Genomic DNA, 12,611 nt, shown 5'->3' with positions numbered 1-12,611 from the left:
GGCCGCAACAGCGGCGTCGACGCGGCCACCGGCGAGCTGCTGGCCTTCTGCGACGACGACGACATCTGGCTGGCCACCAAGCTCAGCCGGCAGGTCGAGCGGCTCGCCGACCCGGAGATCGGCGCGGTGAGCTGCGGGCTGCGGCTGCGCGGCCCCGGCATCGACAAGGAACGCGTCCTCGACCGCGACCGCGTCGTCCTCGACGAGCTGCTCGCCGACCGGGTCATGGAGGTGCACTCCAGCACCATGCTGGTGCGGCGCTCGACCTGGGCCGCCGCGGGCGAGGTGGACGAGGACATCCCGGGCGGCTACAGCGAGGACTACGAGTGGCTGCTGCGGGTCTGCGCGCACACGCCCATCGCCGTGGTCCGGCAGGCGCTGGTCATCGTCGACTGGCACGGCGGCTCGTTCTACTTCGGCCGCTGGGCGACCATCGTCGACGCCCAGCGATACCTGATCGACAAGCATCCCGAGCTGGCCCGCAGCCGCAGCGGCATGGCGCGCCTGCGCGGCCAGATCGCGTTCGCCCTGGCCTCCGGCAACCGCCGCACCGAGGCGATGCGGGAGCTCGCCGCCGTCATCCGGCTCAACCCGCGGGAGAAGCGGGTGCTGGTGACCGTGCCGGTCATCCTCCGCCTGATGACCGGCGAGCGGCTGCTGCGGATGGCGCAGAAGCGCGGCAAGGGGATCTGAGGTTTGGTCAAGCCTTCCGTACGGGTCCGGCGGGTGCGGGCGACCGCGCCCGCCCGCGCCCGTGCGGTCGCCCTGGTCGAACCCGGCGTCCTCGAGCCCGGCGCCTGGGCGGTCCGCACGGCGAAACTGCCGGTGTGGCCCGTCTTCGCGATGTTCGCGCTGCTGCCGCTCTGGTGGGTGCTCGGCGTCTTCTACTTCGTCTGGCCCTTCTTCGGCGCGCTGCTGGTGGCCCTGCTGACCATCCGCGGCCGGGTCCGAATGCCCCCCGGCACGGTGTTCTGGCTGGTCTTCCTCGCCCTGGTGGCGATCAGCGCCACCAGGCTCGACAAGGTCACCTCGCTGGTCATCTTCGGGCTGCGGCTGGGTCACCTCGTCACCGCCTTCGTCGTCGGGATCTACGTATACAACCTGGTCCGCGACCGGGTGCCGTGGACCCGCGTCGCCCGTCCGCTGGCCCTGTTCTGGCTGGCCATGGTGGCCCTCGGCTGGCTGGGCGTGCTCATGCCGAAGTTCAGCTTCCCGAGCCCGTTCGAGCTGGCGCTGCCGCACGGCATCCGCTCCGAGCGGTTCATCCTCGACGTGACACACCTGGACTCGACCGAGTTCAACAAGTTCAGCGAAAACCCGATCTACCGGCCGGCAGCGCCGTACCCGTACACCAACAACTGGGGCACCGCCTACTGCTTCCTGGTGCCGTTCGTGCTCGCGTACCTGAAGTCGGTGCGCCGCGGCGCGATGCGGATCGCCCTGCTGGTGTCGCTGCCGCTGTCGCTCGTCCCGGCGTTCCTGACGCTGAACCGCGGCATGTTCATCGGCCTCGGCGCGGGCGTCGCCTATCTGCTGGGCCGCGAGGCACTGCGCGGCCGGATCCGGATGCTGGTGCCGGTCGTCGGCATCCTGATGCTCGCCTGGATCGTGACACTGTTCATCCCGGTCGTCGACATGATCAACAGCCGGACGTCCTCCACCGACACGAACAAGGACCGTTTCGACCTGTACGCACAGACGTGGTCCGCGGTGCTGCACTCGCCGTTGCTCGGCTACGGTCAGCCGACCACGGTGGACACCACGCACGCCGCCGAACCGCTCGGCACCCAGGGAATGATCTGGCAGCTGCTCTTCAGCCACGGCATTCCCGCGACGCTCTGCTTCTACCTCCTCCTTGCGGTCGTCGCCCGGCGCCTCACCGCCTCGATCACGGTCGCCGGCCTCTGGCTCAGCGCGGCACCGGTGATCGCGATGGTGGTGACGCCGTTCTACGCGTACATCGATCCGAATATGTCGGTGTTGTTCTTCGTCGTGGCGCTGGGGCTGGCCGCGCTGGACGGACCGGTCAACCGTCAGGACCAGCAGGAGTCGAGCGCATGACCACCACCGCACCACAGGCGGACATCGAGTCGCGGCGCAGCGCGCGCAGCGGCGCGATCGGGCTACTCGGCGCCGCGGTGAACGGTGCCTGCGGGTTCGTGCTCACCGCCGTGATCGTGCGGGTCTTCGGGCCGGCCGATGCGGGCGCGTTCTTCAGCGTCATCGGGCTCGTCAGCATCGTCGGCCCGCTGTGTTGCCTGGGCGCGGACACCGGCCTGTTGTGGGCGCTGCCGCGGCGGACACTCGGCGCGGCGGGCGACGCGGCCCCGCTACTGCCCGTGGCGCTGCTGCCCACGGTGGCACTCGCCCTCGTCGTGGGCGTCACCGGCTGGTTCGGCGCTCCCATGGTGGCCGAGGTGCTGCTCGACGGCGCACCGGACAGCGTCACCCTGGTCCGGCTCGCCTTCGCCGGGGTACCGGTCTTCGTCACCGCGACGGTCCTCCTCAGTGGGGTACGCGGAACCCGCACGGTCGGCGCCTACGTCGGCCTGCAGTTGATCGCCGTGCCGATCGCGCGTCCGCTGCTCATCGGCGGGGCCGCCGTCGGCGCCGGCTCCGTGGTCCTGGGGTTCGCCGGCTGGCTGCTCCCGCTGGCCGTCGCGGCGGTGGTGGCCCTGCTGCTCCTGGCCGGTCCGCTCGGTCTGTTCCGGGGCGCCACACTGCGGGCGCCCGCGGCGGATCGTCGGCTGTTCTGGTCCTTCGCCCTGCCACGGGCGCTGTCCACCGCGATCGATGCCAGCAGCATGTGGGTCGGCGTGCTGCTCACCTCTGCGCTGGCCGGCCGGGTCGAGGCCGGGATCTTCGGCGCGGTGGGTCGCTATGCGCTGGCCGGGCTGCTGATCATGCAGGGCCTCAGGGTCGCGGTCGCGCCGCAACTGTCGCGCCTGCTCGGTGCTGAGCGGCGGCCGGAGGCGGCGAAGGTTTATCGCCGGACGACGCTGTGGATCGTGCTTCTGTCCTGTCCCGCCTACCTGTTACTGGCGGCGTTCTCGCCGGCCTTCCTCACCCTGTTCGGCACCGGCTTCGCCGGTGGATCGGCACCGATGGCGGTCCTGGCCGGCGCGATGCTCGTCAACGTCGGTGTCGGGCTGGTGCAGACCGTCCTGCTGATGAGCGGCAACAGCCGGGGCCACCTGCTGGCCACGGTCTCGGGCCTGGCGTTGAACGTGACCCTGTGCGTCGTGCTCATCCCACGCCACGGCGCGCTGGGCGCGGCGATCGCCTGGTCCCTCGGGATCGTCTGCGAGAACGTGATCGCCGCCGGCCTCGCCCGGCGTGCCCTCGGCGAACCGCTCTTCGGCCGCGCCCTGGTCGGCGCCGCCATCGCCGTGGCGACCGCGACCGGCTTCGCCGCGGGCGTCGGCATTCTGGTCTGCGGGCGAGGGCTGGCCGGGCTGGGCGCCGCGCTCGTGGTCCTTCTCTTCGGTGCGATCGTCTCGCTCGGCAGCGGCCGGGTCCGCCTCGCACTCAAGGACATCCGGGCCGATCTCCGGCCCGCCGCGACACAGGAGACTCCAGGATGACACTGAGGGAACGGATCAGAAGCGCCGCGCCACGCCGCGCCCGCGAGCAGATGCGCGACATGCTGGTCAAATATGGCGAGCGGACCAGCGACCAGCGGCCCCTGCCGGACTTCCTGGTGATCGGCACGAAGCGCGGCGGCACGACGTCGCTGTGGCGTTACCTGGTCCAGCATCCCCTGGTGCCGCGGCTCTTCCCGGCCTGGAACACGAAGACGTCGCACTACTTCGAGGAGAACTGGCCAAGGGGCGAGTCCTGGTACCGCTCGCACTTCCCGACGGTTCGGCAGCGCGCCGCCCTGGAACGCAAGCATGGCGGTCCCTCGAAGGTTGGCGAGGCGGCGCCGCTGTACATGTTTCATCCCCTGGTGGCCGGCCGGGTAGCGGACCTGATGCCCCAGGCCCGGATGGTCGTGCTGCTGCGCGATCCGGTGCAGCGGGCCTACTCGCACTGGAAGGAACGGCGCACGGAGGGCAAGGAACCGCTGGACTTCGCCGCGGCGCTGGCGGCCGAGGACTCCCGCACCGAGGGCGAGCGGGCGAAGCTGATCGCCGATCCGGAGTACTTCAGCGACGCCTTCGACTGGTACTCCTACCGGGCCCGGGGCAGGTATCTCGAGCATCTCGAACCATGGCTGGACAGCTTCGACTCCTCTCAGCTGCTTTTCGTGGCGAGCGAGACCCTGTACCGGGAGCCGGCCCGGACATACCGGCAGGTTCTGGAGTTCGTCGGGCTGCCACCGCACGATCTGCCGTCCTACGACGTCTTCAACGACCGCCCCAGCAAGGGCATGGACGAGGCGGTCCGTGCAGAGCTGGAAACGTATTATCGGCCCTATAACGCGGCGCTCGCGGAGCGTCTGGGCATGACGTTCGACTGGGCCTGACGATCACAGAATGACTGCCGAACGAGGGACGCACTCGAGGGGCGGTGTTGCCGCTCTGGCCCTCTACGCCAGGTTCGGGCTCATGGCGCTCTGGTGATGGCTCGGCCTGTTGCACCTCGGCCGGCCGTTGTTCGGCCCGGCGCTGCCGCGGTCCTGGTCGGCCGCGGCAGGATCAGCCTGCCCACCGGCTCGGCGATTCCGTCGCGACGTTCGCTGGTGGACACCACCCACGCCGCCGAGCCGCTCTGCACGCAGGGCCAGGTCTGGATGGTGATGTACAGCGACGGAATCCCGGCGCTGCTGGTCTTTCTGTTCTTCTTCGTGGTGATCGCGCGCCGGCTGGCGGCGGCGGTGGAGGGTCCGGTCAACCGCGAGGCGGCGACCCCGGACCGAGTCCCGGCACGACAGTACGCGTGAACGCCGGGACCGCACGGCCGGGCCCGCATTGGTTGTACGATGCCGCGATGGACCTTCACTCCCTCCGCTGGCGCCTGGTCGATCGGCCCGATTCATGGGGCGCCAAGCGTCGGGAAGCGCGATCGCGCTGGCTTGCCGAGACCTTTCCGGATCTGTCCAGCATGTCCGTTGTGGACCTGGGTGGCCGGGTCGGCTTCTGGCGTCAGCTGCCGGTGCGGCCCAAGCATGTGCACGTCGTGAATCTGGAGCCCGCCCCGGCGGATCTGCCGGACTGGGTCGAGGTGGATCACGGCGACGCCTGCGCCCTCCCGAGCGAGATCGCCGGCCGGCGCTACGACCTGGTCTTCAGCAACTCGGTCATCGAGCATGTCGGCGGTCACGAGCGCCGGCTGCGCTTCGCCGAGGCGGTGCACGCGCTGGCGCCGGCGTACTGGGTGCAGACGCCGTACCGCTACTTCCCGATCGAGCCCCACTGGATCGCTCCGGGAATGCAGTTCCTGCCGGTGGCCGCGCGCCGGGAGATCGCCCGCACATGGCCGCTCGCCTACACCCCCGGCCGCACCCGCGAAGAGGCGTTGTCCCGCGTCCTGTGGACGGAACTGGTGGACAAGACCCAGATGCGTGCCTACTTCCCGGAGGCCGTGCTGCGTTCGGAGAAGGCCATGGGACTGACGAAGTCCCTCATCGCTTACAAGGTGGCCTGAGCCGGGCTGACGGGGACCGGCGCTCCCGGAGGATCTCCAACGGGTCCCGGAGTTGACGGTCTGCTACGGCGAGCGGATCTGCGACCGGTGGATGACCGATCCTGGTGATCGGCACGGCCGTGGGGATCTACCAGTGGAGATCACCTACACGCCTCGTGACGTCCGGCCGAGCTGCCTCTGACTCGCCGCACGCCGGCTACTCGGTCAGGTTCGCTTTCCGCGCTGGTACAGGCCGATCACGACGGCGACGATCATGCCCGCGCTTGCCCAGAAGATTGCGTTCGCGACCGCGGACAGCGGGTCCCAGGTGCCGTGCCAGGCGTCGCCGAGGGCCTGCGACCAGGTGTCGCCGCCGCCGGTGGCCCACGGCAGCGGGAGTCCCAGGCTGACTGACCAGAACGCGTCGCAGCAGGTCTTCTGCATCGGGGCCATCGAGCCGGCCAGCAGCCCGACGACGGTGACGATCGCGCCGGCGATCCGGCCCGCCCGGCCTGTCCGGGGCCGTTGCCGCGCTTGCGCGATCATGACAATCCCGCCGACGATCACCACGCTGGAGAACACCGAGACGTTCCACTCCGGCTCGTACGCATTGGCGTTCCGGCCGCCCAGGTACAGGCCGATGGCGACGCAGCAGCCACCGACCAGCACCCAGGCGGCGGTGCACAAGGTGCGCAACCACGACCCGAACCCATTTCGGGGGTCGGCGGCGGGATATGCGTCGGTCATCGCCCGATACTTGCACGGCCGCGCTCGGCGGCTGAATGGATCGCGGCGGAATGAAGCGGTCAGGACGGAGCCGGCGCCTGACGGTTGGCGAGGATGTCTAGTAGGGCGGGGTGCAGTTTCGGGTTCCAGCCGGCGCCGCCGCCCGACAGTTCATAGGTACGCAGCCACAGCTCGACCAGGTACGCGTCGGCGACGAACCGCTGCCGGGCCGCGTCCAGGCCCAGCGCGGCCCCGTGCCGCCGCAGCGCCTCGTCGACGGCCGTCGCGCATTCGGCCGCGGGCCGTCCCCGCGTCGACAGGGTGGTCTGGAACGCCTGGTGTGCCAGGTCGAAGCCGACGGGCACGCCGGGCGCGCTGTTCTCCCAGTCCCAGACCAGCAGGCCGCGCCGGTGCCGGGCCATGTTCCACGGCACCCAGTCGCCGTGCCAGTCGCCGAACTCGAGCGTCAGGTCCCCGTCGAGCCGGTCGATAGCGGCGTGGATGCGCGGGTCGGCGCCCGCCGCCCGTTCCCGCCAGGTCGCGATCAGCCCCGCCACGCCCCGGGCTTCCGCCGGGGGACCCCCGCGCCGGGCGACCGCCAGCATCTCCGCCAGCCGCGGACTGTCCGGCCGGCGGATGCGGCGCACGTTGCGCGGCATCGGCTCGATGACGGCGATCTCGCGGTCGTTCCACCGGGTGTGCAGCATCAGCCGCGGCGCGGGCGGGTAGCCGCCGCCCACCGGCAGCTTCGCGAGGGTCGCGGCCTCGGCGCGGACCATGGCCCGGGTGCCGTCGTTCCAGCCGATTTTCGCGTACCCCCGGGGGTGGCCTCGATCGTCGAAGAGTTGGAGCGTGGGCTTGTGGTGCGGGTCCGGCGGGCGGATTCCGATGGCGGCGTGCAGTTCGGGCTCGCCGAGTTCGCCGGCGAGGAAGCCGGCGAGCAGCAGGCCGGGCGTGGCGGCGTACACGGAAATGATCGGGGCCCGGGTGAGGCCGAGGGCGCCGATGCGGGCGAGCGCGCCGACCGCGGCCCGGCCGGCGCGGACCTTGGGCGGGCGCAGCGCGTTGTAGGCGAGCAGCGACGCCGCCGTCACCCGGCGCGACGCCAGCGGCAGCAGGAACCGGGCGTTGTCGAGGGACGGGATGACCGCGTACCGGACGGTGGCGGCCGGGTCGTCGCCGACCGCGACCCGGATTCCGGGGTCGCCGAAAATGGCCCGGGTGACCCAGCCGAGGCCGTCCTGCCGCTCGCGCGGATCGGCCTCGGCGACCAGCGGGTCGGACGGGGACCGCTGGCCGGGGATCGACGCCCGTCTCGACTCGTTCAGCACGGCCTAGACGATAGGTGACCGAGCATGGCGCGGAACACCCCCGGTCAGCGCTGGTAGACCCGGACGTAGTCGACGACGAAGTCCGCCGGGAACCGGGTGCTCGCGTCCGGGTCGCCCAGCCAGCCGCCGACCTGGAAGTTCAGCCGGATGTTGTAGGGCTTGTTGAACGCCTTGTCGTACCAGGGTGTCGTGGTGCGGTCCCGGGTCCAGACCAGCTTGCCGTCGATGTACCACTTCAGCGCGCTGGCGTCCCATTCCGTGGTGTACGTGTGGAATCCGTCCGCCGGGATGCCGCCGCCGGGCAGGGCGATCCGGGTGTCCTGCTTGACCGGGGTGTAGTCCCAGAAGATGGCCGCTGTCGACTTCGCGTGGTAGTAGGCCCCGCCGGGCAGTTCCGTGACGTCGATCTCGCCGTTGCCGCCGTCGTCGGGGCGCAGCCAGAACGCCGGCCACAGGCCCGTCGAGGTTTCCGGCTTGTTCGGCGACTTGGCGCGGATCTCGAAGCGGCCGTACGTGAACGACGCCTTGCCCATGGTGTCCAGATAGGACTGCGTGTACTGCCGGGTCTGCGAGCTGCAGGTGGAGGCCTGCTTGAGCGCGCGCAGCGTCAGGTTGCCGCCGCCGACGAACGTGTTCCTCGGGTCGTCGACGTTGCAGCCGAGGTCGATGTCGCGGCCCTCGGCGCCGCGCAGGTTCCACTTGGACCTGTCGAGGCCGCCGGAGTTGAACTCGTCGCCCCAGACCAGCCGCCAGCCGTCGGGCGCCGCGGTCGTCGCCGGGGGCTTCGTGGTGGGCGCGGTGGTCTTGGTCGGCTCGGGCGCCTTGGTGGTCGCCGGCGGCGTGGTCGGCGGGGTCGTCGCCGGCGGTGGTGGCAGGGCGGTGCTCGGCGCGGTCGTCGTCGCCGACGGCTTGGCCTGCGTGTCGTAGGACAGGACCAGCTCGGGGCGCAGGCTCTCCTTCGAGTTCTCCCGCGACGCCCAGTAGATCCGGGTGTAGAGGTTCTCCTGGGACAGCGCGAACGTGTACGTGCCGTTGCGCTGCACCGAGCCGGACACGTCGAACTCGTTGTAGCCCTTGGTGACCCGGTCGATCGTCTCGGCGGCGCCGGCGACCGCGAGGCTGGCCGGGTTGCCGGCCACGCTCAGGTCGCCCGGCAGGGTGCGGGCCAGGACGCGGGCGGCGAAGTCCTGCCAGGCGTAGACCCGCAGCGTCGCCTTCACGTTGACGGCGTTGGCCGGCAGCTTCTCGACGGCGAACTGCAGCGTCGCGTCGCGGCGGCCCATGCGGTTGCCGTCACACATCGACGGGCAGCTCGCCAGGGTCGTCTTGGCGCTGGTGTCGCCGTCCTGCGGCACCTGGGTAAGTGTCGCGTCGGCGACCGGGTGCAGCGTCAGGCCGTCGTCGTCGCCGGCGAAGACGGGCACGAGCGTCGTCGCCATCGCGGTCACCGCCGCCATGGCGATCAGCACGAGCGACCGGGTGCTGCGGATCCCCCGCCTCGGCTGCGGTGCGTGAGCCGGTACATGCGCCCTGCGCAACATCAACTGTCTTCCGTCCCGTGTCTGAGGAGTGCCGGTATCCGAAGTGGCTGGTCGATGGCAGAGCGTAGCGGGAACCGTATGAAGATCGCAGCCTAGCGAAAGTGGGCCTAATCCGGGCTTAAGGCTGCGTTAAATGTGCGGCCGGAATTCCGCATTGTCCAAATCGGTCTTGTCGCTACATCTCGCCGCCGGGCGCCGCTGTTATCCAATCGAAATAGACCTTGCCGTCGACAATTGGCACGAACGCATTCGGGGCTGCCCGGACAGACGAAAGGGCCCCGCCGTCAGGCGGGGCCCCGAACTGTCGAGAAGGGCTACCGGATGCCCAGCGCCCGGCTCATCGTGAAGAAGAGGTCGGTCTGGTTGGTGACGCCGAGCACATTGGCCGCCTGCGGGCCGCCGGCGGCGATCCGCACCTCGGTGCCGGTGTGCTGCTGCGAGCCGGTGATGTCCGCCGTCGCGTAGCTGATCGTCATGTTGGCGCCGTCGTGCGTGACCAGCGTGGCCGTGTAGCCCAGCGTCGGCGCCTCGACGATCTGGCTGGTGTGACCGTGGTCGGCGGTGACGACGACAAGCGTGTCCGGGTGCGACCGCTGGTAGTCGAGGACCCGCTTGATCGCGGCGTCGAACGCGACCGTCTCACCGATCTGGCCGCACGGGTTGGCCGCGTGGTCCTGCTTGTCGATCGAGGCGCCCTCGATCTGCAGGAAGAAGCCCTTGCGGCTGTGCCGCGTCTGCCGGTCCAGCACCGTCAGCGCCTTGTCGGCCATGTCGACCAGGTGCGGCTGGGTGGCCGTACGGGCGGTGTTGACCGCGCAGGTCGACGGCGCGGTGCCCGTACGCGTGGGCTTCGGGCCGACCCACTCGAGATCCATGTTGTTCTTCGCGAAGGTACCCAGGATCGGCTGGTCACCCTTGACCCCTGCCAGCCCGGCGGCGTCGGTGACCACCTGGTAGCCGTTCGCCTGCGCCTGCTGCAGCACCGTCCGGCCCTGGAAACCACCGGCCTTCACGGTCTGGTCGAAATACTGCTTGCCGCCGCCCAGCAGCACGTCGGGCCGGGTCTGCACGAGCTGCTCGGCGATCGAGCCGGCGCCGCCGTTCTCCTTGGCGTTGACGGCGCAGGCTGCCATCGCGTCCGGACCCTTGCAGTCGCGGCTGACGACGTGCGCGCCGAGCACGGCCGGGGTGGCATCCTGCAGCTCGGCGGTGGTCACGTCGCCGGTGCGGAACCCGGCGGCCCTGGCCAGCTCCAGGATGGTCGGCTTCGGCTTGCCGTCAGGCGTCACCGAGATCGCGCCGTTGTAGGACTTGTGGCCGGTCGCCCAGCCGGTGCCCGACGCGGCCGAGTCGGTCACATAATCCGGCAGGCTCGGGTTGTCCTTCTGCACCGCGTACGTGGTGTAGGCGCCGGTCAGTGGCAACTTGTCCATGGCGAGACGCCCGGCGGCGCCGACCTGGTAGTTGCGGGCGATGGTGATCTCACTGTCACCCATGCCGTCGCCGATCAGCAGAATGACGTTGCGGGCCCTGCCACCCTGGATGGCGTGGTCGGCGGCCCGGGTGTTGTCCGGGTGCGAGTCGCCGGCGAGCGCGACCGTCGGGGTGGCGACGATCGCCGCGGCGGCCAGCACCACAGCGACCCGGCGGCCGCGAAGATGACGAAGAGCATTCATGGGCCATACAGCATCAGCCGCGGAAATCCTGATGGTGACCGGCAGGCGAAGTGTCGCCGAACTCCGACGGTCCGCGACCTCGGCATCGGACGAACGGCTTGGTAGCGCAGCATTCCTAGGCTGACGCCATGCTCCGCAAGACCACCGCCGTCGTCGTCACCCTGGTCGCCCTGCTGGCGGCCGGGCGCCTGGTCACCCCCGCCGACCGCGCCGGGGTACGGGGACAGCTGGCGTTCCTGCGTTCCGAGCTGGACGCGGGCGCCGCCGAGCAGGCACAGGGCCTGTTCCCCGAGGGCTACCTCTTCATGTACGCCCTTTACGGCCTCGCCCAGGTCTCGCGGGGCCGCGACGCGGCCGACCCGTCTTCGCAGCTACGCGAGGCGCGATGGGCACTATCCCGGCTGGAGACGCCGGCCGGGCGCGGCCCGTTCAGTGCGGACCTGACGCCGGCGTACGGCGTCTTCTATCAGGGCTGGACGAACTGGCTGCGCGGCGGCATCCTCTCGCTGCGGCCGGATCCGGCGCTGCAGCGCGACTTCGAGGCGTCATCGGCGGCGCTGGCGGCGGCCTTCGACGCGTCGTCGTCGCCCTACCTTGCGGCCTATCCCGGGCAGGCGTGGCCGGTCGACTCGACGGTCGCGATCGCGTCCCTGCGCCTGCACGACAAGCTGCTACCGCCCCGGTACGCCGGGACGGTGCAGCGGTGGCTGACCGGCGTCCGTCAACGGCTCGACCCGGCCACGGGCCTGCAGCCGCACACCGTGGACCTGGAGACCGGGGCGCCTGCGTCGGTGGCTCGGGGGACTTCGCAGAGCATCATTCAGCGGTTCCTGGTCGATATTGATCCGGGGTTCGCTCGGGAGCAGTACCTGCGGTTCCGGTCGCAGTTCGTGGTTCGGCCGCTGCGGCTGGGTCCGGCGGTTCGGGAGTATCCGGTCGGCATGGATGGCCCGGGCGACGTGGACTCGGGGCCGTTGCCGCTCGGGGTGAGCCTGTCGGCTACCGCAGTGACGCTGGGCGCGGCGGCTGTGGCGGGGGACAGGGGGCTGGCCCGGTCGTTGGCCAGCTACGGGGAGCTGGTCGGAGTGCCGTTCTCGACGCCGTGGACCAAGCGCTATGCGGCCGGGGCGCTGCCGATCGGTGATGCGTTCGTGGCGTGGTCGAAGACCGCCCGGCCTTGGGTGGCCGCCGCGCAGGTGCCGCCACCGCCGGTAATTACTCCGTGGTGGCGGCTTCCCTTCGTCGCGTTGCTGGCGCTCGTGGTGCTGCTGGCCTGGCTGCCGCTCGCTCGCTGGGCCGCTGCTCGCTCGGCCGGACCCTGGCCGGAGAGTGTCGGCCCAGCGGCTGCCCGCTCGGCCGGTGCTGGTTCGGTCGGTGCCGGCTCGGCCGCTGCCCGCTCGGCTGGCGTCGGGTCCGATAGTGCCGGCTCGGCCGGTGTTGGTTCGGTGGGTGTTGGCTTGGCCGCTGCCGGCTCGGCTGGTGTTGGCTTGGCCGCTGCCGGCTCGGCTGGTGTTGGCTTGGCCGCTGAGGGCTCGGTTGGTGCTTGCTCAGTTGGTGCCGGCGGTGATGAGGCCGATGCCGGCGGAGGCCAGGCCGACCACGAGGGCGGCCGCGCCGGCCCAGAGGAGAGCGATGAGCCGGTTGGGCCGCTCGGGGTCGCGGCCGATCACGGAGACGAAGAAGCCGCCGGGCATGAGGATCGCGGCGACCAGCACCCCGAGCGACAGCACCTGCCATAGCTCGGCGACCTCGTTGAGCTGGGTCAGCAG

11 protein-coding genes are annotated in these 12,611 nt (G+C 70.8%); 7 read left to right on the top strand and 4 right to left on the bottom strand.

Translation table 11 applies throughout. The features are described 5' to 3' along the window. The 6 genes from AB0F10_RS24980 to AB0F10_RS24955 all read left to right on the top strand — a co-directional run. Window positions 1-693 (top strand): glycosyltransferase (locus tag AB0F10_RS24980; protein WP_360629555.1); only part of this gene is annotated, 693 nt, incomplete at its 5' end. Window positions 694-696: 3 nt separating this feature from the next. Further along, a complete protein-coding gene (locus AB0F10_RS24975; RefSeq protein ID WP_360629552.1) occupies window positions 697-2,061 on the top strand; it encodes an O-antigen ligase family protein in 1,365 nt (454 codons plus the stop codon). Then, on the top strand, window positions 2,058-3,584 hold the full coding sequence (locus AB0F10_RS24970) for a polysaccharide biosynthesis C-terminal domain-containing protein (RefSeq protein ID WP_360629549.1): 1,527 nt from the start codon (window positions 2,058-2,060) through the stop codon (window positions 3,582-3,584). The genes AB0F10_RS24975 and AB0F10_RS24970 overlap by 4 nt, the downstream gene beginning before the upstream one ends. Next, entirely contained in the window at window positions 3,581-4,468 is an 888-nt protein-coding gene (locus tag AB0F10_RS24965) for a sulfotransferase domain-containing protein (RefSeq protein WP_360629546.1), read from the top strand. Before AB0F10_RS24970 ends, AB0F10_RS24965 begins: the two co-directional genes overlap by 4 nt. 216 nt (window positions 4,469-4,684) lie before the next feature. Beyond that, window positions 4,685-4,885, top strand: a complete 201-nt coding sequence (locus AB0F10_RS24960; protein WP_360629543.1) for a hypothetical protein — start codon at window positions 4,685-4,687, stop codon at window positions 4,883-4,885. A 47-nt stretch (window positions 4,886-4,932) separates the two neighbouring features. Beyond that, entirely contained in the window at window positions 4,933-5,589 is a 657-nt protein-coding gene (locus AB0F10_RS24955) for a class I SAM-dependent methyltransferase (protein WP_360629540.1), read from the top strand. Window positions 5,590-5,793: 204 nt separating this feature from the next. Here AB0F10_RS24955 and AB0F10_RS24950 read toward each other — a convergent pair whose 3' ends face one another. From AB0F10_RS24950 to phoA, 4 genes are all read right to left on the bottom strand, one after another. Beyond that, a complete protein-coding gene (locus AB0F10_RS24950) occupies window positions 5,794-6,315 on the bottom strand; it encodes a hypothetical protein (RefSeq protein ID WP_360629537.1) in 522 nt (173 codons plus the stop codon). A 59-nt stretch (window positions 6,316-6,374) separates the two neighbouring features. Continuing rightward, window positions 6,375-7,622, bottom strand: coding sequence for a hypothetical protein (locus AB0F10_RS24945; RefSeq protein WP_360629564.1), 1,248 nt, complete (start codon window positions 7,620-7,622; stop codon window positions 6,375-6,377). A 47-nt stretch (window positions 7,623-7,669) separates the two neighbouring features. Continuing rightward, window positions 7,670-9,094 carry a family 16 glycosylhydrolase gene (locus AB0F10_RS24940; protein ID WP_360629533.1) on the bottom strand — a complete coding sequence of 475 codons (1,425 nt, stop codon included), beginning with the start codon at window positions 9,092-9,094 and terminating at the stop codon, window positions 7,670-7,672. A gap of 386 nt (window positions 9,095-9,480) precedes the next feature. Further along, entirely contained in the window at window positions 9,481-10,842 is a 1,362-nt protein-coding gene (gene phoA, locus AB0F10_RS24935; RefSeq protein ID WP_360629529.1) for an alkaline phosphatase, read from the bottom strand. A gap of 128 nt (window positions 10,843-10,970) precedes the next feature. Between phoA and AB0F10_RS24930 the strand changes: the two genes are divergently transcribed. Further along, on the top strand, window positions 10,971-12,581 hold the full coding sequence (locus tag AB0F10_RS24930) for a hypothetical protein (RefSeq protein WP_360629526.1): 1,611 nt from the start codon (window positions 10,971-10,973) through the stop codon (window positions 12,579-12,581). Window positions 12,582-12,611 lie beyond the last annotated feature (30 nt).

Origin of the sequence: Actinoplanes sp. NPDC026623 (assembly GCF_040638275.1) — a bacterium.
Classification (GTDB): domain Bacteria; phylum Actinomycetota; class Actinomycetes; order Mycobacteriales; family Micromonosporaceae; genus Actinoplanes.
The sequence above is the reverse complement of the archived record's forward strand: the minus strand, read 5'-3'. Positions and strand labels throughout refer to the sequence as shown.